This window comes from Trinickia sp. (genome assembly GCF_051953955.1).
GTDB lineage: Bacteria > Pseudomonadota > Gammaproteobacteria > Burkholderiales > Burkholderiaceae > Trinickia.
The window spans coordinates 41,805-63,458 of the sequence record NZ_JBQCIF010000002.1 but is presented as its reverse complement, the minus strand read 5'-3'; the positions used below and the strand labels follow the sequence as shown (position 1 = coordinate 63,458).

General features: G+C 66.3%; 19 protein-coding genes. 11 read left to right on the top strand and 8 right to left on the bottom strand.

Annotated elements, in window-relative coordinates; translation table 11 throughout:
• Window positions 1–80 precede the first annotated feature (80 nt).
• Together ACTHNZ_RS00440 and gluQRS are read left to right on the top strand one after the other, a co-directional pair.
• On the top strand, window positions 81–944 hold the full coding sequence (locus ACTHNZ_RS00440) for a sulfurtransferase (RefSeq protein WP_440540513.1): 864 nt from the start codon (window positions 81–83) through the stop codon (window positions 942–944).
• Window positions 908–1,915, top strand: a complete 1,008-nt coding sequence (gene gluQRS / locus ACTHNZ_RS00435) for a tRNA glutamyl-Q(34) synthetase GluQRS (protein ID WP_440540512.1) — start codon at window positions 908–910, stop codon at window positions 1,913–1,915. The genes ACTHNZ_RS00440 and gluQRS overlap by 37 nt, the downstream gene beginning before the upstream one ends.
• Window positions 1,916–2,009: 94 nt before the next feature.
• Here the strand turns inward: gluQRS and ACTHNZ_RS00430 are convergent, their stop codons facing one another.
• On the bottom strand, window positions 2,010–3,026 hold the full coding sequence (locus tag ACTHNZ_RS00430) for a 1-aminocyclopropane-1-carboxylate deaminase (RefSeq protein WP_440540511.1): 1,017 nt from the start codon (window positions 3,024–3,026) through the stop codon (window positions 2,010–2,012).
• A 230-nt stretch (window positions 3,027–3,256) separates the two neighbouring features.
• Between ACTHNZ_RS00430 and ACTHNZ_RS00425 the strand changes: the two genes are divergently transcribed.
• Entirely contained in the window at window positions 3,257–3,793 is a 537-nt protein-coding gene (locus ACTHNZ_RS00425; RefSeq protein ID WP_440540510.1) for an Lrp/AsnC family transcriptional regulator, read from the top strand.
• A 36-nt stretch (window positions 3,794–3,829) separates the two neighbouring features.
• Here ACTHNZ_RS00425 and ACTHNZ_RS00420 read toward each other — a convergent pair whose 3' ends face one another.
• Window positions 3,830–5,284, bottom strand: coding sequence for a DEAD/DEAH box helicase (locus ACTHNZ_RS00420; RefSeq protein WP_440540509.1), 1,455 nt, complete (start codon window positions 5,282–5,284; stop codon window positions 3,830–3,832).
• Between the two features lie 349 nt (window positions 5,285–5,633).
• Window positions 5,634–6,848, bottom strand: coding sequence for a formate-dependent phosphoribosylglycinamide formyltransferase (gene purT, locus ACTHNZ_RS00415; protein WP_440540508.1), 1,215 nt, complete (start codon window positions 6,846–6,848; stop codon window positions 5,634–5,636).
• A gap of 153 nt (window positions 6,849–7,001) precedes the next feature.
• Between purT and ACTHNZ_RS00410 the strand changes: the two genes are divergently transcribed.
• Window positions 7,002–7,541, top strand: coding sequence for an META domain-containing protein (locus tag ACTHNZ_RS00410; RefSeq protein ID WP_440540507.1), 540 nt, complete (start codon window positions 7,002–7,004; stop codon window positions 7,539–7,541).
• Window positions 7,542–7,607: 66 nt separating this feature from the next.
• Window positions 7,608–10,961 carry a DNA translocase FtsK gene (locus ACTHNZ_RS00405; protein ID WP_440540506.1) on the top strand — a complete coding sequence of 1,118 codons (3,354 nt, stop codon included), beginning with the start codon at window positions 7,608–7,610 and terminating at the stop codon, window positions 10,959–10,961.
• 345 nt (window positions 10,962–11,306) lie between these two features.
• Here the strand turns inward: ACTHNZ_RS00405 and ACTHNZ_RS00400 are convergent, their stop codons facing one another.
• Window positions 11,307–12,563: a lactonase family protein gene (locus ACTHNZ_RS00400; protein WP_440540505.1), complete on the bottom strand. Its 1,257-nt coding sequence runs from the start codon at window positions 12,561–12,563 to the stop codon at window positions 11,307–11,309.
• A gap of 189 nt (window positions 12,564–12,752) precedes the next feature.
• On the opposite strand from ACTHNZ_RS00400, the gene ACTHNZ_RS00395 reads away from it, so the two are divergent.
• Window positions 12,753–12,911: a DUF3096 domain-containing protein gene (locus tag ACTHNZ_RS00395; RefSeq protein WP_440540504.1), complete on the top strand. Its 159-nt coding sequence runs from the start codon at window positions 12,753–12,755 to the stop codon at window positions 12,909–12,911.
• A gap of 25 nt (window positions 12,912–12,936) precedes the next feature.
• Here the strand turns inward: ACTHNZ_RS00395 and ACTHNZ_RS00390 are convergent, their stop codons facing one another.
• Window positions 12,937–13,182 (bottom strand): hypothetical protein, encoded by a 246-nt coding sequence (locus ACTHNZ_RS00390; protein ID WP_440540503.1) that lies wholly within the window; start codon window positions 13,180–13,182, stop codon window positions 12,937–12,939.
• 296 nt (window positions 13,183–13,478) lie between these two features.
• Here ACTHNZ_RS00390 and ACTHNZ_RS00385 point away from each other — a divergent pair, with 296 nt between their 5' ends.
• A complete protein-coding gene (locus tag ACTHNZ_RS00385) occupies window positions 13,479–15,368 on the top strand; it encodes a glycoside hydrolase family 15 protein (RefSeq protein WP_440540502.1) in 1,890 nt (629 codons plus the stop codon).
• A 315-nt stretch (window positions 15,369–15,683) separates the two neighbouring features.
• Window positions 15,684–16,961: a polyhydroxyalkanoate depolymerase gene (locus ACTHNZ_RS00380; protein WP_440540501.1), complete on the top strand. Its 1,278-nt coding sequence runs from the start codon at window positions 15,684–15,686 to the stop codon at window positions 16,959–16,961.
• A 65-nt stretch (window positions 16,962–17,026) separates the two neighbouring features.
• On the opposite strand, the gene ACTHNZ_RS00375 is transcribed toward ACTHNZ_RS00380, so the two are convergent.
• Window positions 17,027–17,659, bottom strand: coding sequence for a TetR family transcriptional regulator (locus tag ACTHNZ_RS00375; protein ID WP_440540500.1), 633 nt, complete (start codon window positions 17,657–17,659; stop codon window positions 17,027–17,029).
• 280 nt (window positions 17,660–17,939) lie between these two features.
• Between ACTHNZ_RS00375 and rsxB the strand changes: the two genes are divergently transcribed.
• Window positions 17,940–18,704 carry an electron transport complex subunit RsxB gene (gene rsxB, locus ACTHNZ_RS00370; protein WP_440540499.1) on the top strand — a complete coding sequence of 255 codons (765 nt, stop codon included), beginning with the start codon at window positions 17,940–17,942 and terminating at the stop codon, window positions 18,702–18,704.
• 30 nt (window positions 18,705–18,734) lie between these two features.
• The gene (nth, locus tag ACTHNZ_RS00365; RefSeq protein ID WP_440540498.1) at window positions 18,735–19,379 is read left to right on the top strand and encodes an endonuclease III; all 645 of its coding nucleotides are present in this window, start codon (window positions 18,735–18,737) and stop codon (window positions 19,377–19,379) included.
• 36 nt (window positions 19,380–19,415) lie between these two features.
• Here nth and ACTHNZ_RS00360 read toward each other — a convergent pair whose 3' ends face one another.
• The gene (locus ACTHNZ_RS00360) at window positions 19,416–20,348 is read right to left on the bottom strand and encodes a DMT family transporter (RefSeq protein WP_440540497.1); all 933 of its coding nucleotides are present in this window, start codon (window positions 20,346–20,348) and stop codon (window positions 19,416–19,418) included.
• Window positions 20,349–20,651: 303 nt separating this feature from the next.
• On the opposite strand from ACTHNZ_RS00360, the gene ACTHNZ_RS00355 reads away from it, so the two are divergent.
• Window positions 20,652–21,083, top strand: coding sequence for a DUF1841 family protein (locus ACTHNZ_RS00355; protein ID WP_440540496.1), 432 nt, complete (start codon window positions 20,652–20,654; stop codon window positions 21,081–21,083).
• Between the two features lie 165 nt (window positions 21,084–21,248).
• On the opposite strand, the gene ACTHNZ_RS00350 is transcribed toward ACTHNZ_RS00355, so the two are convergent.
• Window positions 21,249–21,629, bottom strand: a complete 381-nt coding sequence (locus ACTHNZ_RS00350; RefSeq protein WP_440540495.1) for a c-type cytochrome — start codon at window positions 21,627–21,629, stop codon at window positions 21,249–21,251.
• Window positions 21,630–21,654 lie beyond the last annotated feature (25 nt).

Here is a 21,654-nt window from a genome sequence, read left to right as displayed (position 1 = left end):
CCGTGCCCCGGCTACTGCCGCCCCCTCCAGAGGCCGTCCGCCGGGCGGGCCGCGGCGGCTTTCATTCTTGCACCACCATCATGCGCATCGTCAATCTCGCCGCCTACCGCTTCGTCACGATCGACGCCATCGACACTTGGCGTCCGCTGCTCGCGCAGCGCTGTGAGGCGCTCGGCCTGCGCGGCACCATCCTGCTCGCGCCCGAAGGCATCAACCTGTTCGTTGCCGGCACGCCCGAGGCCGCGCGCGAATTCGTCGATTATCTGCGCGGCGATCCGCTCTTCGACGGTAAATTCGCCGATCTCCACTTCAAGGAGAGCTTCTCGGAAACGCAGCCGTTCCGACGCATGCTCGTCAAGCGCAAGCGCGAGATCATCACGATGAAAAAGCCGGCGATCCAACCCGAGCTCGGCCGCGCCCCGTCGGTCGATGCGCAAACGCTCAAGCACTGGCTCGATCGCGGCCACGACGACGAGGGCCGCCCTGTCGTCATGCTCGACACGCGCAATGCGTTCGAGGTCGACGTCGGCACGTTCGCGCAAGCCGTCGATTATCGGATCGCGAAGTTCAGCGAATTCCCGAGCGTCGTGGAAGCCCATCGTGCCGAGTTCGAGGGAAAGACGGTCGTCTCGTTCTGCACGGGCGGCATTCGCTGCGAAAAAGCGGCGATCCATATGAAAGAGGTCGGCATCGACCACGTCTATCAGCTCGATGGCGGCATCCTCAAATACTTCGAGGAAGTCGGCGGCGCGCATTATCGCGGCGAATGCTTCGTCTTCGACTATCGGACCTCGCTCAATCCGCAGCTCGAGCCCACCGAGACGGTTCAATGCTTCGGCTGCCGCGCCGTGGTGACGCCGGAAGACCAGCGTTCGCCGCTCTATGCGGCCGGTAAAACGTGCCCCGCATGCCATCCGAACAAGGACGCGGCGCGCGCGGCGTGAGCGACGCTCATCGCTCGAGCGCGGCAAACGCCGCACCGCCCGAACCCCATTATCGAGGCCGGTTCGCGCCGTCGCCGACGGGCCGGCTGCATGCCGGCTCGCTCGCCGGCGCGCTGGCAAGCTATCTCGACGCTCGAGCCCATGGCGGCGTCTGGCTCGTTCGCATCGAAGACATCGACGCCCCGCGCACCGTGCCCGGTGCCGGCCGCGCGATCCTCGACACGCTCGCGCGCTTCGGCATGGAAAGCGACGAGCCGCCCGTGTGGCAAAACGCGCGCACGGCGCGCTACGAGCAAGCGTTCGCGCGGCTGACGCGCGCCGGGCTCATCTACCCGTGCGGCTGCACGCGCAAGGAGATCGCCGATTCGCTCGCCAATGCGCACGCACGCCACACGACGCTCGCGTATCCCGGCACATGCCGGCAAGGCCTGCACGGCAAACGCGCGCGTGCGTGGCGCCTGCGCGTGCCCGATGGACCCAATGCCATCGTTACGTTCGACGACCGCTGGCAAGGGCGGCAAACGCAGGACCTCGCACTCGAAGTCGGCGATTTCGTCCTCAAGCGCGCGGACGGCCAGTGGGCATACCAGCTTGCCGTCGTCGTCGACGATGCGGAGCAAGGCATCACACACGTCGTGCGCGGCGCCGATCTGCTCGATTCGACAGCGCGCCAAATTTATCTCCAACGCTCCCTCGGCGTGCCCACACCGTCCTATCTGCACGTGCCCGTCGTCACGAACGCGCAAGGCGAAAAGCTCAGCAAGCAAACGGGTGCACGCGAGCTCGACGCCGACGCGCCGTTGCCGGCGCTCGTTGCCGCGGCCCGGCACTTGGGGCTGACTCTGGCTTGCGATGCGAACGATGATCGGCCTGCCGCGCCGCGCTATCGATCGCTCGACGCGTTTTATGAGGACGCGGTCACGGCGTGGGCGAGCCGATTCACCGCGCCTCGATCGCCAGCCCGCGCTTGACCTCGAACGCGGCGAAACCCTCAATGGAAGCTCGGCCGCCGATCGCGCACGGGAGAACGACGCTTCCGTGCGATCGAGCGTCGCTCCCGCGCGCTCAGCCTTCGCGGAAGATGAAGCTGTAAGCGCTCAACGCCGGCGCTCCGCCCAAATGCGCATAGAGCACGCGCGAACCCGGGGGAAATTCGCCGCGGCGCACTTTGTCGATCATGCCGTGCATCGATTTGCCCTCGTAGACGGGATCGGTCAGCATGCCTTCCGTTCGCGCACAAAGCCGGATCGCCTCCAGCGTGCCGTCGTTCGGCAAACCATATTCGGGCCCGCCGTAGCGCGTGTCGAGCACGACGTCGTCGGCCCCGATCGGGCGGCCTAGGCCGACGATCTCCGCGGTATGCTCGGCGATGCGCGTGATTTGCGCCCGCGTAGCCTCCGGCTTGGCCGATGCATCGATGCCGATGACGCGGTCGGCGCGCCCGTCGGCCGCGAACCCGACGATCATGCCCGCTTGCGTGCTGCCGGTGACCGAGCAGACGACGATGTAGTCGAACTTGAAACCGAGCGCCGCTTCCTGCTCGCGCACCTCCTCGGCGAAGCCGACGAAACCGAGACCGCCCAGTGGATGCTCCGAGCAACCCGCGGGAATCGCGTAGGGCTTGCCGCCCGCCACGCGCACGCTCTCGAGCGCCTCTTCCCAGCTCTTGCGGATGCCGATGTCGAAACCATCGGGCACGAGCCGCACATCCGCGCCGAGAATGCGGGAGAGCTCGATGTTGCCGACGCGATCGTAGACGGCATCGTAGTAGTTGACCCAATTCTCCTGCACGAGCACGCACTTCATGCCGAGATGCGCGGCCACTGCGGCGACTTGCCTCGTCTGATTCGATTGAATGCCGCCGATCGACACGAGCGTGTCGCAGCCCTGCGCGAGCGCTTCGGGCACGAGGTATTCGAGCTTGCGCGTCTTGTTGCCGCCGAATGCGAGACCGCTGTTGCAGTCTTCGCGCTTCGCATACAGCTCGACTTTGCCGCCGAGGTGCGCACTCAGCCGCTCGAGCGGCTGGATGGGAGTGGGCCCGAACGTCAGTGGGTAGCGGGGAAAGCGCGCGAGGTTCATCGAGAGCTCCGGTCGTATCGAGAAAATGCCGGCCGCCGCTGACGGCTGGGCCGTGGCGCAAGCAGCAAAGGCGTGGATGACCGAAAGATGATAGGCAAATAATCGCGAAATGGGCTTGTGAAGTTTCGCGCGTTGAACTACTTTTAGTCCGCGATTTCCCCTCGTCGATTAACGAACACGGGTTATGTCTGGATATGTGCGCAACGAAATTGCGTCAGGATGACCGCCGCATGCCCGGCACCGCTGTCCGGGCGCGCCACGCGGGGACACGCGCCGCGACACCGGCGACCGAGCCCGTCCACGTCGCGCAGCTCGATCGCGTCGATCGCGCCATTCTCAAGCAGTTGCAGCGCGATGCGTCGATTTCCAACGTCGCATTGGCCGACAAGGTCAAGCTCAGCGCACCCGCATGCTTGCGACGCGTCGAGCGCCTCAAGTCGCTCGGGTTGATCCGGGGTATCGTGGCGCTGTTGGAACCGAAGGCCATCGGTGCCGGGATGCTCGTCGTCATCGGCATCGTGCTCGATCGATCGACGCCCGAAGCATTCGCCGCGTTCGAGCAAGCGGCGCGCCATGTATCAGGGTGTATGGAATGCCACGTCGTGACGGGCGAGTTCGATTACTTCATGCTCGTACGCACGCGCGACAGCGACAGCTTCAATCGGCTGCACGCCGAGCAATTGCTTTACCTGCCGGGCGTGCGGCAGGTTCGCTCGTTCATGGTGCTCAAGGAGATTTTGTCGACGACTCAATTTCCGATCGCGTGAAGCGGAAGGCGAGACGGCGAACGCGCGGCGACTCGATCAAGACGACGAATCGTTGCGCCGCGGCATGCCGAATCCGCCGAGCAATGCCGCGAGCGGCTGCTTCGGCGTCTTCGTTTGCGGCGCTTCGGCCCGCTTCGCTTCTTCTTCCTTGCGCGCCGCCGACGGCGATGGCTCGTACGGCTTCAGGAAGAAGTCGTCAACGGGCGCATGATTGGCACGATAGGTCGTACGCTCGTGCGATCCGGTACGGCGGCGCCCGGCGCCGGCTCGCTCGTCCCGGTCGCGCCGCGCCCCGCCATGCTCTTCGCGCCCGCGGCGCACGGGCACATCGACGGCCAGATGCTGCACCTGCAGCGGCTTTTTAATCAACTTCTCGATCTCGGCCAGCTGCTTGCGCTCGTTGGGGCTGCACAGCGAGAGCGCATCGCCCGAGGCTCCCGCACGCCCCGTTCGGCCGATCCGGTGCACGTAGTCTTCCGCGTTGAACGGCAGATCGAAGTTGATCACGGCCGGCAACTCGACGATGTCGAGCCCTCGCGCGGCCACGTCCGTCGCGACTAGCGCTTCGATCTCGCCGCGCTTGAAGGCGTCGAGCGCCTGCATGCGCTCGTTTTGCGATTTGTCGCCGTGGATGGCCGAGGCAACCACGCCGTCGCGCTCGAGCTGCCGCGCGAGCCGGCTCGCACCGATCTTGCTGTTGCAGAACACGATCACTTGCTTCAGCTCGCGCTCGCGAATCAACTGCACGACCGCGCCGGTCTTGTCGCCCTCGGCCACTTCGTAGACGAGCTGCGTCACGTTCGTGGCCGTGGAGTTGCTGCGCGCCACTTCGATCGTCTGCGGATTGCGCAGATACGTGGACGCCAGCTTTTTGATTTCAGGCGAGAAGGTGGCCGAGAACAGCAGCGTCTGGCGCTCCTTCGGCAAGAGATTCAAGATCCGCTGCAGATCGGGCAGAAAGCCCATGTCGAGCATGCGGTCGGCTTCGTCGAGCACGAGAATCTGCACCTGCCCGAGATTGGCCGTTTTCTGCTGAACGTGATCGAGCAGACGCCCCGGTGTCGCAATCAGGATTTCGACGCCGCGGCGCAGCTCCGCGGACTGCGGATTCATGTCGACACCGCCGAATACCACGGCGCTACGCAGCGGCGTGTGCTTCCCGTAGGACTGGACGTTCGCGGCGACCTGATCGGCCAGCTCGCGCGTGGGCGTGAGAATCAGCGCCCGCACGGGATGGCGGGCCGGCGAGGCGCTCGTGCTCGCGGCCGGCAGCAGGCGCTGGATGATCGGCAACGAGAAGCTCGCCGTCTTGCCGGTGCCCGTTTGCGCGGCGCCCATGACATCGCGGCCGGCCAGCACGACGGGAATCGCCTCCGCCTGGATCGGCGTGGGCGTGGTGTAACCCTGTTCGGTGACGGCTCGCAGGATCTCGGGAGCGAGACCGAACTGGTCGAAGGTCGCGGTGGTAGGCGTGACAGCGGGATCGGACATTGTGGCGTTCGCTAAAAATGCGCCGCTAGGCGCTGCGTCGTTCGAGCGCGCGGCGGCGGCAGCACAGCCGCTCGATGAGGTCGACGTGAAGGCGGAGCCACGGTGAGTCTCGCGCGCTCGCGCCGAGGACGCCCGTAAGGACCGCGCTTCGCGCGCGGCCGGCTCCAGCCGGCGGATATACCGCCGGAAAGGCCGGTATTGTAGCACCGCAAGATTGCACGGGCCGTGCCCGCAAAAGGCCAGCCATCTGAAACCGCCGGATCCGGCCCCTGCGACTGCGTGCCCGAACCTAGACTCGGCCGCACCCACGGCCGGCGCGAGCAGCAGGGCCAGGCGCGGGCAGAGGAGCTCAGCGTGTCGAAACGGGTCGCACCGCGTCGGCAGCGGCCGTCGCACGCTCGCGCGCTTGGTCGATGCTCGCCCCCGTCGCCACGGCCACACCCATGCGCCGCTTCTTGAAGCTCTCGGGCTTGCCGAACAGACGCAGATCGGCGCCCGGAACGGCCAGCGCCTCGCGCACGCCCTCGAAGGCGATGCCCGCTTCCTCGAGGCCACCGTATACGACGGCCGAAGCGCCCGGGGCCAGCATGGAAGTATCGACGGGCAGGCCCAAGATCGCACGCGCATGCAGCTCGAACTCGGACAAGCGCTGCGAACGCAGCGTCACGAGCCCCGTATCGTGCGGACGCGGGCTGACCTCGGAGAACCACACTTCATCGCCACGCACGAACAGTTCCACGCCGAAGACGCCGCGGCCGCCGAGGGCGCCCGTGACGCGCTCGGCAATCTCCTTGGCGCGCGCGAGCGCGGCGGGAGACATCGGCTGGGGCTGCCACGACTCGACGTAGTCGCCGTCGACTTGCAAGTGGCCGATCGGCTCGCAAAACGACGTGCGCACGTCGCCGCTCGCGGGATCCACCGCGCGCACGGTCAGCAGCGTGATCTCGTAGTCGAACGTGACGAACCCTTCGACGATGACGCGCCCCACGTTCACGCGGGCCCCGGCCGTCGCGTATTGCCACGCGCGCTCGACGTCGGTTTCGCCGCGCACGACGGACTGCCCCTTGCCCGAAGAGGACATCACGGGCTTCACGACGCACGGGTAGCCGATCCGTGCAATGGCCGCTTTGAACGATTCGAGCGAATCGGCGAATGCGTACGGCGACGTCGGCAGGCCCAGCTCTTCGGCGGCCAAGCGCCGAATGCCTTCTCGATTCATCGTGAGCTGCGTCGCCCGCGCTGTCGGGATGACTTCGGCCAATCCCTGGGCTTCGATTTCGGCGAGCGCATCGGTGGCGATCGCCTCGATCTCGGGCACGATCAGATGGGGCCTTTCCGCCCGCACGAGCGCCTTGATCGCCGCGCCGTCGGTCATGTCGATCGTATGGGCGCGATGCGCGACTTGATGCCCGGGCGCGTTCGGATAGCGGTCGACCGCGATCACCTCGACCCCGAGCCGCTGCAGCGCGACGATGACTTCCTTGCCGAGTTCGCCCGCACCGAGCAGCATGACGCGCGTGGCCGAGGGTGAAAGCGGCGTGCCGATCCGTTGACCGATCTGCATGGCGAATCCCATAGATGCAAAAGGATGGAAAGACGAGGATGTTAACATGCGCGTGAGCGGGCCTTGCGCGCGGAACGCCGCACTCGCGGCACTAACGACCGCAGGAGTGCGTTACCCTTACGCCTTCGCCAGTTTTGCAAAAGGTTCGGGGCCATGCCGATTACTTTCACTGCGACGACTCGGGGCGCGTCGCGGTTGCGCGTGCCGTCGCGCGCGCTCGCGCTCGCGGCGGTGCTCGCTGCCACCGGCTGCGCGATGCCGACCCACCCCGACTCCGCCGCCGCGCCCAGCAATCCGTTGAATCCCGCCGCCGTGCAGTTGCTCGACGACACGAGCTGGGTGTTGCGCAGCGTGCAAAAAAGCGACGGCCACAATGCCCTCGACGTTCCGGCGAGCGCAACCGCCGCTCCCACGCTCGAGCTCGACAGCACGACAGGAGAGCGCCTCGCGAGCGGCTTCGCGGGCTGCAATCGGTTCTCGGGACCGTATAGACTGCACAGCGGCGTGCTCACGCTCGGGCCGCTCGAGGCCACGCGCAAGGCCTGCGGGGACGAAGCGCGGCACCTCGAGCGCGTGTACCTCGACGCGCTCGCGCACGCCGACGCGACGCTCGTGCAAATGCGCTCGCCGCAGCAGATGCGCATCATCGCGTCGAACGGCATCACGCTGACTTTCTCGCGCGCGGGCCAATGACGGGCACGGCGCCCGCAACGTGCACGCGCCCCTATGTGAATGAACAGACTCTAGCCCCTGTCTAGCATGCATACGGTAGTTTTCGGCTGGTTCGGCGTGTCGGCCCTTTGGGCCGTGCCTTTGGCCTTGCGTCTGGCGATCGCGGCGCTGATGCGCGGCACCGAAGCCAGCGGCCGCGGCACGATCCGGCTCTGGCTCGGCTTCGCGAGCGTTTTCGCGGGCAGCGGCGCGCTCGAAGCGGCACTCGCGCCCCATACCGGCAACGCGCTCGGACACGCGCTGCTTGGTATCGCGCTGCGCGCGCTAGGGCGGGGCGCATTCGTCGTTTCGCCCGCGCTCGTGCTGGCCGGCTTGCCCTGGCTGCTCGGTTTTTCCTGGCGCGGTACGCTGCGCTGGGCCGATCGCGCTTTCGGCCTCGGTTTGAACATCGGGCTCGGCCGCACGTCCTCGGGCGCCGCCGGCGTGCGTGACGACGAACCGCGCCTGGCACGCAGCGGCCTGAACAGCTCGGTCATTCCCACGACGACGACGAACGCGATGGCCCCGAAATCGACGGGCCGCTACGCGCGGCCGACGGCATGGCAGCCGCCGCCGGCCGCGGGCGTGAAGGCACGTAGCGCCGCTGCGTCGAGCGCGGTGCGCGGCAGCGGTATTTCGCGCGACGGACGAGGCGCGCAGGCCAAGCCGCTCGAGCCGCCTTCAACGGTCCCTCGCGGCACGCCGCACGGCCCCAATTGGCGCTCGAGCGACGCCCCCGGTGGGACACGCGCTCCACGCCCAGCGCAGAACCACACGGTCACGCCGCTGAGCGCGGCCGCAACGTCGCATCGTCGGCCCGCGCCGCCGGCAGCCCAGAGCCGCACGATCGGTGCGCAAGTCCTGCCGCTCGCGGGCGGCAGCGCAGCGACGGCCGCCGCCGCGACCGGCTACGCCGGAGCACGCGTCGCGCAGACGGCCATGAGGAGCAGTGCGCCGACGATGGCATCGGCCTCGGCGGTGCCACATGGTGCGCCGGCAGCCGTGCAGCGAAGCGACGGCCCTTCGCAGCAGCAAGCCGACCAGCGGTCGGCTGGACCGACGCAGATGCCGCAAATCGAGATCGCGCGTCGCCCCGAGGCAACGGCCGCACCGGCGCGCGGGGTGCTCGAGACACTGAAGGCGATCGAAGCTAACGCCGCGCAGTGGACCGCACTCGCGAGCTCGAGCCTGGCGCGACGTGGCGCGGCCGCTGGGCCGCAACCAGCCGCCTCGCCCGAAACGCCGGCCCGTGCCGACACGGGCACCGCGGCACCGGCACGGGCCAGCGCACCCATCGCGGACCCACCGCTCGCGAGCGACGAATCGAACGAACCACCGCCATACACCCCTTCCGCCCCGGCGCGGATGGAAGACGACGAGTGGCCAGACGCCGCTTCGAACACGGCTTCGCCGCCGAATGCCGCGGCGACGGAGGCCGCCCGGGCCCCCGAGGCGGCGCTAGCGAGCCCGGTGGTGCCGGCCGCACCGGTACTGATAGAGCTTGCGTCATCCCCGAAGCCCGAAGCGCAAGCCGCCGCGGCGATGCAAACACCGCCGCCGGCCCAACCGATGGCGCCTCCGCCGGTCGAGCCGGGCCTGGCCGTGCCCAGCGCATCATCCGCGCCGATCGTCACGCACACCGCGCCGGATCTCGACGAAGCGCCCCCGGCGGCCACGTCATCCGTCGCCGCGCCGATGCCGGCAGTAGTAGCGCCGGCCGATTCGCCTACCGTCGCGCCGCCTGAGCCGGCGGCCGTTGTGGCAACATCCGCCGTTACGGAATCGACCGCAGCCGCATCGACCTTCACCGCATCCCCGGCCGCCTCGTCCGCCGACGAAGACTCCGCCGAACCCGTTTCGCGCGCCCCGCTGCGCGGCCACGCCCCGACGGAATTCACGTTCCAGGCACCGGCCGCATCGGCGGTCGAGTTGCCGTCGCTCGAGCTGCTCGAGCCCGCGGCGGCGGAGACGGAAGAAATCCCGGCCGAGCACCTCGCACAAACGGGGCAATTGATCGAGCAGCGCCTGCAGGAATTCAAGGTGCCGGTCGCCGTCGTCGGCGCATCAGCCGGCCCCGTCATCACGCGCTTCGAGATCGAACCGGCGCTCGGCGTGCGCGGCAGCCAGATCGTCGGATTGATGAAGGACCTGTCGCGCGGGCTCGGGCTCACGTCGATCCGCGTCGTCGAAACGATCCCCGGCAAGACCTGCATGGGCCTCGAGTTGCCGAACGCGAAGCGGCAAACGATCCGGCTCTCGGAGATTCTCGCGGCCGCTCCGTATCGCCATTCGGCCTCGAAGCTGACGCTTGCGATGGGCAAGGACATCACGGGCCATCCGATCGTCACCGATCTCGCCAAGGCGCCGCACATGCTCGTCGCGGGCACGACCGGCTCGGGCAAATCGGTCGCGATCAACGCGATGATCGTGTCGCTGCTGTACAAGGCCACGCCCGAGGAAGTCCGGCTGATCATGATCGACCCGAAGATGCTCGAGCTGTCGGTCTATGAGGGCATCCCGCATTTGCTCGCGCCCGTCGTCACGGACATGAAGCTCGCCGCCAATGCGCTGAACTGGTGCGTCGGCGAAATGGAAAAGCGCTACCGGCTCATGTCGGCCGTCGGCGTACGCAATCTGGCGGGCTTCAATCAAAAGCTGCGCGACGCGCAGGCCGCAGGCAAGAAGATCGGCAATCCGTTCTCGTTGACGCCCGACGCGCCCGAGCCGCTTTCGCCGCTGCCGCTGATCGTCGTCGTCATCGACGAACTCGCCGATTTGATGATGGTGGCGGGCAAGAAGATCGAAGAGCTGATCGCGCGGCTCGCTCAGAAGGCGCGCGCTGCCGGCATCCACCTGGTCCTCGCCACGCAGCGTCCGTCCGTCGACGTCATCACGGGGCTCATCAAAGCGAATATTCCGACGCGTGTCGCCTTCCAAGTGTCCTCGAAGATCGATTCGCGCACGATTCTCGATCAGATGGGCGCCGAATCGCTGCTGGGCCAAGGCGACATGCTGTTCCTGCCCCCCGGCACCGGCTATCCGCAGCGCGTGCACGGCGCGTTCGTGGCGGACGAGGAGGTGCACCGCGTCGTCGAGCATCTGAAGCAGTTCGGCGAACCGGAGTACGTGGAAGGCATCCTCGACGGGCCGGCAACGGAAGGCGCGGCGCAGGACTTGTTCGGCGACGCGCCCGATGCCGAAGCCGATCCGCTCTACGACGAAGCCGTGGCCTTCGTCGTGCGCACGCGCCGCGCATCGATCTCCGCCGTCCAGCGGCAGCTCCGGATCGGCTACAACCGCGCGGCCCGTCTCGTCGAGCAGATGGAAGCGGCGGGACTCGTTTCGTCGATGGGCGTCAACGGCAGCCGGGAAGTCATCGCGCCGCCGCCTTCCGAGCCCTGACCGGCCGCGCCGCGTAAAACATGCGCGGCAATTGCAAGAATTATCCGCCGCCGGCCCTATTTCGCTGCGAAGCGGCAATGCGCCGTGGTAAAAGCCCGTGGACGGCATGCGAATGCCGTCCGATGGCCCGGCACGACAGTTGCATACTGGGTCGAGACAAGTCGCCGCGCCGGAATCGGTCGTAGGCGCGGTCGTGCGCGGCCTTCGATCGCAGTGCCGACGATATACGTTCATCCCCTGCCGCCCCGCCCCCCGTGAGGCGGTAGCTTCGAGCCTACGCGCTTGCTCTGACGCGTAGGCTCTTTTTGTTTATGCCGGCCGCGCGTGCGGCGTGGGACAGCGCGCCTACGATGACGGCGTGAACTTGAAGTCGACCGGTGAGCCGATGGACAGACGCGTCGGGTCGGCGAGCAAACCCGTGACCGGATCGCGCCGGAAGACGTACGCGCTGTCGCTATCTTGGTTGCCGACGATGAGCCAGCGGCCCGTCGGATCGATCGCGAACTCGCGCGGCGTCCGCCCGAGCGTCGATTGCCTGCCGACGAGCTTCAGCGAGCCATCTTGTGCATCGACCGCAAAAATGACGATTTCATTCGCGTCCCCTCGGTTCGTCGCATAGAGAAACTTGCCGTCTGGCGACAAATGAATCGCGCCGGCGCCGATCTTGCCGGCGAAGCCGCGCGCCGCGAGCGGCAGCACCTGAAGCGGCGCGAGCTTGCCGTCCGCATACCGCAGGGTCGTCACCGTACCAGCCAGTTCACTCGTCAGATACGCGTCGCGCCCGTTCGGTGCGAACACGAGGTGCCGCGGGCCCGATCCGGCCGGCATCTGCACATATCCTTCCGGCACCGGGCTCAGCAGGCCGCGGCTGCCGTCGTTCGTGTAACGGTACTCGTAGAGTTTGTCGTTGCCGAGATCTTGTGTAAAAAGGTAATGGCCGTCGGGCGTAAACACCGTCGAATGGACATGCGCATTGTCCTGCCGGCCTTTCACCGGCCCTCCCCCCTCATGGTGCACGACGAGCACGGCCGCGCCGACGTGACCGTCCTCCTGCAGCGGAAAGACGGCAAAGCTGCCGCCCGGATCGGCGGCGACCGAATAGTTCGCTGTCAGCAGATAACGGCCGTCGGGCGAAAACGCCAGATAGCACGGGTCATTGCCTTCGGAGGAGACGCGATCGAGGAACGTGAGTTGACCCGCGCGCGGATCGAATGCGAAGGCGCTGATGCCGCCGCGTTCGCTCGCCGGGCCAGTGTCGCCGGGTAATTCGTTCACGGCATACACGTAGCGCGCATCCGGCGTGACGACGAGGTACGACGGGTTGACGGTCTGAACCGAAGAAACGGGGCTGACCTGGCCGGTGGCCGAATCGAACCGGTAGACGTCGATGCCGCGACTCGTGCCATGCGTATAAGTGCCGATCAGTAGGTCGTAAATGGGGCCGGGCTGAATAGAGCCTCCTGCCTGAGCGGTCGGCGCATCCTGCGCGCTAGCGGTGGCGGCTCCCAATGTCCAGGCGAACAGGAACCCCGCGAGCCAGCCCCGAGCGCCGCTCGAGCGCGAGCGTGCCCCCCAAGGCGACGCGTGAACGACGTTGGACATGTCAACCCTCCGTTGAGCATCCGACCCCATGCACTGCGCCAATCTGAGGAAATACGCAGCGGGCCGGTACTTTGCATGGGGTCCGAGTGGGGCGCGCGCCGCTTCGTCTCGCAAGCACGCAAAGGGCCTGAGCGGACGCCGCGCGCCGACTCGATTCCTACAATTCCAAAGGAAGTCAAAGGAGCCGTTATGAATATCTTCGTCAGCTTGGGTCCGATCGCCGCGCTGATCGCGGGCGTTTTGATTCTGATCGTGCCGCGACTGCTCAACTACATCGTCGCGTTGTATCTCATCATCATCGGCTTGCTGGGGCTGCTGGGGCCGGGCGCCCACTCACTGCATCTTTGAGCGAGCGCGCCGAGCCCGTTACCGCTCAGCCGTTGACGAACTGCTCGAGCCGCAGCTTGCCCTGCAACGACAAGCCGCCGACGGCATATTGGCCGTCGCCGTCGCGATGGCGCTTGAAGCAGGCTCGCTCGATCAAAAACGCCGCGGCCGTTTCCATGGCGTTGCGCGTCAACCCGAGCGTACGGGCGTCGAGAGCGAGCAAGGCGTCGTCGCTGAGCTCTCGTGCTGCGGAAAGGATCGTGATGCAATCGACCTTCGACGGATTCTGCATGGCGTCGTTTCTCTCTATGAGGTTTGATGACAGGCGCAATGATGGCCGCGTACGCAACGCGCTCTGGATGGCTTGTTCTATCGGAAGCGCACGGCCGGAATCCCCGAACTCCGATTGTAGCCAGCGATTGCGCGCCACGCCAACGCAAAATCGTTTTCGCGGCGAGGCGGCCACCCCGAGGCGTAAGCTTTGCTCGATCTCGCGCGCCGGCGTGTACGCTCGCCCGCATTCGGCATCGCATTCATATCGGTAGTTGTATCGACGTTCGCCCCTCGAGCAGGAGAACAACCAACACCATGCCTGCGCACATTGAAGACTACGCACTCGTCGGCGACGGCCATACCGCCGCCCTCATATCGCGCGACGGCTCGGTCGACTGGCTGTGCTGGCCGCGCTTCGATTCGGCGGCCTGCCTCGCCGCTTTGCTCGGCTCCGAAGAGCACGGCACCTGGTACATCGGCCCAACGGCCGGCGAGCCCGTTACGCGCACGCGGCGCTATCGCGGCGAAACGCTGATTTTAGAAACGGATCACGAGACGCCCGACGGGGCCGTCACGGTGATCGACTTCATGCCGCCCGGAGACGGCCGTTCAGAGCTCATTCGCATCGTCGTCGGCAAGCGCGGCACAGTCCCGATGCGCATGTCGTTGACGTTGCGCTTCGACTATGGCTTGTCCGTGCCGTGGGTCACGCGGCTGGCGCGTGTCGGCGAGCGCCGCGGCAATGGGATCAAAGCCGTGGTGGGGCCGGATACGGTCGTGCTGCGCACACCGGTCGAGTTGCACGGCGAGAACATGCACACGGTGGCGGAATTCACGGTGTCCGAAGGGCAGCGCATTCCGTTCACGCTCTCCTATTCGGCCTCGCATCAACGGTTGCCGCCGGCGAGAGACCCGCTCGCCATGCTCGAGCATACCGAGCGCTATTGGCATGACTGGATCGCCAAGTGCGGCGTGCGGGGCCGCTACGCCGAGCCGATCCGCCGTTCGCTGATCACGCTCAAGGCGCTGGCCTACAAGCCGACGGGCGGTATCGTGGCCGCGCCCACGACGTCGCTGCCCGAACGGCTTGGTGGCTCGCGCAATTGGGATTACCGGTTCTGCTGGCTGCGAGACGCGACGATCACGCTGCTCGCCCTGATGCGCTGCGGCTACTACGACGAGGCCCGCGCATGGCGCATCTGGCTCGAGCGCGCGCTCGCGGGCTCGCCCGCGCAAGCCCAGATCCTGTACGGCGTCGCGGGCGAGCGGCGCGTGCCCGAAACGGAGATCGACTGGCTGCCGGGCTACGAGGGTGCCCGGCCCGTGCGGATCGGCAATAAGGCCGTCGGCCAACTGCAGATCGATGTCTATGGCGAAGTGATGAACGCATTGCATCTCGCACGGGTCGGTGGGCTGCACGCCGACGAAGACGTGTGGACGCTGCAATGCCTGCTGCTCGAACATCTGGCGACGATCTGGGCGGAGCCCGACGACGGGCTCTGGGAAGTGCGCAGCGGCCCGCGCCAGTTCACGTTTTCGAAGGTGATGGCCTGGGTCGCGTTCGATCGGGCGATTCGCTCGGCGGAAAAGTTCAAGCTGCCCGGACCGATCGACCGCTGGCGCGCCCTGCGCGATCGCATCCACGCCGATGTCTGCGACAAAGGATGGAACGAGGAACGCCGCACGTTCACGCAGGTGTACGGCGGGGACGAACTCGACGCGAGCCTGCTCCTGATGCCGCTCGTGGGCTTCTTGCCGCCCACCGATCCGCGCGTCACGGCAACGACCGCGGCGATCGAGCGGGACTTGACCTTCGACGGATTCATCCGCCGCTACCGCACGCACAAGGTCGACGACGGCATGCCGCCCGGCGAGGGGGTCTTTCTCGCCTGCAGCTTTTGGCTGGTCGACAACCTCGCGCTGCAGGGCCGCATGGATGAGGCGCATGCGACGTACGAGTGCTTGCTGCACCTCGTCAACGACGTCGGCTTGCTCTCGGAGGAGTACGATCCGCAGACGAAACGCTTCACAGGGAATTTTCCGCAGGCGTTTTCCCACGTCGCGCTCGTTCATACGGGTTTGAACCTGATGCGTCACGAGGAATCGATCGCGCGGGCGACAGGTCATCCGGTCGGCGATGGAACCGGCAAGCGCCGCGACACCGGGAGCGATAGCGACGCCGATGCGGACAGCGGGGCGCTCTAGCGTTCCCCAATTTCGGCGGTGCGTGTCGGCCGATCGGCGCGCACGCACGCGCCCGTATGCCGTGCATTACTGCGAGAGCGCGCCGTTATCGGCACGATTGCTGCGAAGCAGTATTCGGGAAAGTACCCGGCCGGCGCCCTGAATTGCTGCATTGCACCACGCCCCTTTCTCCTTTATCATCGATTTGAGCAATTGAGTAGTACTAGTAAGGTAAGTAAGGTAAAACCGCCACGAGCAACCGTTCGGTCCCTTCAGCCGCGACGCCGAGCGCCGCATTTCGATAGCCCCGTCCCTACCCCGCGGGAGCCTCATACCATGCTTTACCAGTTTTACGAGTTCCAGCGTGCGCTCTTCAATCCGCTGACCGCCTGGGCGCAAGCCGCCTCGAAGTCGTTCGCCAATCCGGCGAGCCCCTTCGCCTACGTGCCCGGCGCGACGCGTCTATCGGCGGGCTATGAATTGCTCTACCGGCTCGGCAAGGATTACGAAAAGCCCGAGTTCAACATTCATCAAATCGTCAAAGACGGTCACAACATTCCGATCATCGAACAAACGATCATCGAAAAACCGTTCTGCCGGCTGCTGCGCTTCAAACGCTTCGCGGACGATCCCGATGCCGTCGCGCAATTGAAGGACGAACCGGTCGTGCTCGTCTGCGCCCCGCTGTCGGGCCACCATTCCACGCTGCTGCGCGATACGGTGCGCACGCTGCTGCAAGACCACAAGGTCTACATCACCGATTGGATGGACGCGCGCATGGTCCCGCTCGAGGACGGCCCGTTCCATCTCGACGACTACGTGGCCTACATCCAGGAATTCATCCGCCACATCGGCGCGAAGAACCTGCATGTGCTGTCCGTCTGCCAGCCTACCGTGCCGGTGCTGGCGGCCATCTCGCTGATGGCGAGCCGCGGCGAGGACACGCCGCGCACGATGACGATGATGGGCGGCCCGATCGATGCGCGGCGCAGCCCGACGTCGGTCAACTCGCTGGCCATGCAGCGCTCGTATCAGTGGTTCGAGAACAACGTGATCCACACCGTGCCGCCGAACTATCCGGGGGTCGGACGTCACGTCTATCCCGGTTTCTTGCAGCATGCGGGCTTCGTCGCGATGAATCCGGAGCGTCACGCGGCCTCGCACTGGGATTTCTACCAGAGCTTGCTGCGCGGCGACGAGGACGATGCCGAGGCGCATCGCCGTTTCTACGACGAGTACAACGCGGTGCTCGACATGGCCGCCGAGTATTACCTCGACACGATCCGCATCGTGTTCCAGGAATTTAGCCTCGCCGAGGGCACCTGGGAAGTCGACGGCGAACTCGTTCGCCCGCAGGACATCAAGAACACGGCGCTGTTCACGATCGAGGGCGAACTCGACGATATCTCGGGCTGCGGGCAAACGCGCGCCGCGCACGATCTGTGCACCGGCATTGCGGCGAAGAACAAGCACCACTTCACGGCCGAAAAGTGCGGGCATTACGGCATCTTCTCCGGCCGCCGCTGGCGCACGATCATCTATCCGCAATTGCGCGACTTCATTCTCGAGCACAACAAGGAAACGAAACGCTCGCGCGAGCCGGTCGAGGCCTAAGCGAAACGAAGCGAATCGAAGCGAAATGGCCGCGCGGCGCCGCCAAGGCGCGGCCGGCCATTTCGTCATTTGCGCATCAGGTAGGCGAGCAGCAACTCGGTGTTCATGCGTACCATCTCCGCGCGCTCCGACGCGGAACTGAAGTCTCGGCCCAGCGAAGCTTCGAGCGTGTAGCGATTCGACACGATGTAATAGCCAAGGCCCGAGAGCGCGACGTACAAGCGCAGCGGATCGATATTCGAGCGAAACAGCCCCGCGCGTTGCCCGCGATCGAGGATCGAAGACAGCGTCGTCACCATCGGCGAAATCATGTCGCGAATGCGCGGCGATTTTTGGATATAGCGCGCTTCGTGCAGATTTTCATTATTGATGAGGCGCAGCAAGTCGGGATGATCGCGGTAGTAGTCCCAAACGAAGTGGGCGAGCCGCGTGATGGCTTCGACGGGGGCGATACCGTTCAGATCGAGCGTCTTTTCGGCTTCCGTGAGTGCGCCGAAGGCATGCTCGAGCACTGCCGTGAATAGCTGCTCTTTGCTACCGAAGTAGTAATAGAGCATTCGCTCGTTCGTCTCTGCCCTGCGGGCAATCTGATCGACGCGCGCGCCGAACAAACCACCATTCGCGAATTCTTCGGCCGCCGCGAGCAGAATACGGCGCCGCGTCCCTTCCGGATCTCTTTTGATTTTCGATTGATTCATGGTGGCCTTTTTGCTTCGTGAGCCGCGTTGCCCCGCCACGCCACCGGCCCTCCTCCACCCATGCCGGCAACATGAACGAGCGCGCCATTTTTTTCGGAAACTGCGTGCGTCTCGTGCGAAAAAGCGCTTCGATTATGGCACAAGGGCCACCGATCGCAATCCGGGAAATCGGCGATAATGCGCTCTTTTCCCGCACGCCGAGCGCACCGCCGCCGCGCCGCGGCCCATGCATCCTCGGGCCGGCGCCCGCGCGGCCCGCGTGCTTTCCGATGTTCCGAACGTGACCGATCGTGTGACTCTCGCAGACCGCATCGAGGATCTGCTGCCTCAAACGCAATGCACGAAGTGCGGCTTTGCCGGCTGCCGGCCCTATGCCGAAGCCGTCGCCCAAGGCGAGGCCGGTTATAACCAATGCCCGCCCGGCGGCGCGCAAGGCATCGCGCGCCTAGCCGGCCTGCTCGGCCAACCCGTGATCCCGTTGAACCCCGCGAACGGCGAGGAGCGGGCGCGTCCCGTGGCCGTCATCGACGAAACGCTTTGCATCGGCTGCACGCTCTGCATGAAGGCGTGCCCCGTCGATGCGATCGTCGGCGGGCCGAAGCTCATGCATACCGTCGTCGCCGAACTGTGCACGGGGTGCGATTTGTGCATACCGCCCTGCCCCGTCGACTGCATCGAGATGGTGCCCGTGACGGGCGAACACACCGGCTGGGATGCATGGAGCGACGCGCAGGCCGCGGCGGCTCGCCTGCGGCACGATCGACGCTCGGCGCGGCTCGAGCGCGAGCGGCAAGCCACGCAGGCGCGCGCCGCGGCCCGTCGCGCCGAAACGGCCGCCGGCACGGGCGGCTCGCCGGCTCGATCGCCGTCCGACGACGAGGCCGCGAAAAAACGCGCCATCATCCAAGCCGCGCTCGAGCGCGCACGCCAAAAGAAGGAAGCGCTCGCGGCCCCGGGCGCTGCGCCGGCGCGCCGGCCGGACGCCGGTGCGAGCGACGGCTCCACCGCGCCAGGCGACGCGCCGCCCGACCGCGACGATCGCTAGCTTGTCCCGCCACCGCCCGCACGAGCGCCCATGAACGCACAAAAACGACGCGCCATCTACGAGACGCTGCAAAGCCTCAATCCTCACCCGACGACCGAGCTCGAGTACGAGACGCCGTTCGAGCTGCTGATCGCCGTGATGCTGTCCGCCCAGGCCACCGACGTCGGCGTCAACAAAGCCACGCGCAAGATGTTCCCCGTGGCGAACACGCCGCAGGCCATGCTGGCGCTCGGCGAAGCGGGCGTCACCGAGTACGTCAAGACGATCGGGCTTTATCGAACCAAGGCGAAGAACGTGATCGCCACGAGCCGCATCCTGCTCGAGCAGTACGGCGGAGAAGTGCCGGCCGAGCGCGAAGCGCTGGAAGGCCTCCCCGGCGTGGGCCGCAAGACGGCGAACGTCGTGCTCAACACGGCATTCGGCCAGCCGACGATCGCTGTAGATACGCACATTTTCCGCGTCGCGAATCGAACGGGCCTGGCACCGGGCAAGGACGTGCGCGCCGTCGAAACGGCGCTCGAGAAGTTTACGCCGCCCGAGTTTCGGCACGACGCGCACCACTGGCTGATCTTGCACGGCCGCTATGTCTGCAAGGCCCGCCGGCCCGAATGCTGGCATTGCGCGATCGAGCCGCTGTGCGAGTATCGTCCGAAAACGCCGCCGCCCGAGCTTTGAAGCCCGGTGTTGCCGCCGAGCAGCCCGCCTATCGATTCAGAGATTCGCTTCGAGCGAAACGGCCTCGTCGCGCGGCCCGCCGCCGGCGCGAACGAGCCAGAGCACGGCCGCAAGGACGGCCACCCCACCGAGCCACTGAAGCGGCATCAAGCGCTCACCGAGCAAGATCGCCGCGAGCAAAACGGTCACGACGGGCTCGAGCGTGGACAGCATCGACGTGCGTGCCGCCCCGAGCCGCGTCAGTCCCGCGAAAAACGCGAGCATGGCGGTAACGGTGGAGACGAGCGCAATCGCGACGAGGGCAGCCCAGGCCGACGGGGTGGCCGGCAGATGCGGCGGTGCCCCCGCAAGCGTGCGGACGATCGATACGCCGCTGAACACGGCGCCCGCGGACAAGCAGACGATGGCCGTCGTCGCGAGCGGATCGACGCCGCGCGTGATCCGCGCTCCCGCCACGATGTAGAGCGAATAGATCACGGCGGATGCCAGCGCAAGACCGATGCCGAGCGAATCGCCATGACCGCCGCCGACCATCAACGCCGAGCCTGCCAGGCACAGCACGAGCGCGGCCGCCTTGACGCGCGTGAGGCGCTCTCCGAGCCAGAGGGCGGCCAGCACGGTGACGAAGGCCGGATAGAGATACAGCAGCAGCGCGACGAGGCTCGCCTCGGCATGCAAAAGGGCGATGAAGTAGCTGAGCGACTGCCCGACGTAGCCAAGCGTGCCCATCGCCACGATGCCCGCAAGCGTGCGCCCCCGCGGCCAGCGCACGCCCCGCCGCCGCGCGAGCGCCGCGAGCAGTGTCCCGCCGATGAGAAAGCGCAAGGTCAGCAGGCCCAGCACATCGGTGCCGCCCGCGTAGGCATAGCGGCCGAAGATCGGCATGGCGCCGAACGACGCGGCGGACAACGCTACGAGCAAGGCGCCGCGCACCGTGTCGGCGCGCGATTGAGTCTCAGGAGCTGGCATTAGGGACGCAGATTAGGGAGGCAGTAGTGTCTCGGTTGCTATGGTTGCGTACGCTGTGCTCGTCGCTCCCCTCGCACCGGACACGGCGGCCGCCGAACGCCCGACAGGGGACGAAGCGCGAGCCCGTGAATTCTACCCGCGCGCGGCCGAGCGAGCCGGCAAGCGTGCGCGGCGGCGCAGCGTAAAATAGCGGCTTGCCCGTGAACGGCGGATGCGATGCGCCGCACGTCGTCCGCCGTACCGCGCTACCCGCAGAGCACCTCAGCTGAGCTCACTACCTTAACGAGAAAGTCGATCCCCACGATGTTCAATCCGAGCCGCGACGAAGTCCGACGTTTTTTCATCGATACCTGGCGCAAGCAGCGCTCGGGCGAGATTCTGACGCCGCTCGAAGCCATTGCAGCCGATTGGATCGTCGAGCACCCGGAGTACCACGCCGAGTTGTCGGACGAGTCGGCGGCGGCGGCCGACTATGCGCCCGAAGCGGGCCGTACGAATCCGTTCCTGCATCTGTCGATGCATCTCGCGATCAGCGAGCAGCTTTCGATCGATCAGCCGCCCGGCATTCGCGCGGCCCACGAGCGGCTCGCCGCTCGGCTCGGTTCGACGCACGAGGCCCAGCACGCCATCATGGAGTGCCTCGGGGAAACGATCTGGGAGGCGCAGCGCAACAACACGCCGCCCGATACGGACGCCTATCTGGCCCGCATCGAACGGCGAGCATCGAGGGATTGAGGGATCGGCGATGAACTGCGACACGTTGTCGCAGGGACGTTTTCGGGCGCTCGATAGCCCGATTTGCAGCTGATTTGCGGCTTATACGCAACAAAAAACACCCCGCGAGAGCGGGGTGTTTTTTTTCGGGCCAATCTCGGCGCCCGGCAACCAGCGTCGCCGGCGTTACTTCTTGTCGACGAGATCGCCAGGAAGCGATTCGAGGTACGCGCCGATGTCCTTCATGTCGCTCAGCGACAAGCTTTGCACCTGGGCCTGCATGATCGCGTTGCTGCGGCCGAAGTCCGGGTTGCCCGTGCCCGTCTGGTATGCGCGCAGGGCCCAATAGATGTAGTCGGCATGCTGGCCGGCCAGCTTCGGATAATCGCCGCTGACCGGTTTGTTGAACGTGGCCCCGTGGCAGGCCGCGCAGTTGTGCGATTCGACGAGCGCCTTCCCGTTCTCGATGCTGGCTGCGTGGGCCGTGCCGATAGCGCCCACGGCCGCCACGAGCGCTGCTCCCGCAGCTTTGGCAACGAAGCGCAGTGCCTGATCAGGCTTGTTCATGAATTCTCCTATCCCGCGAAATGAG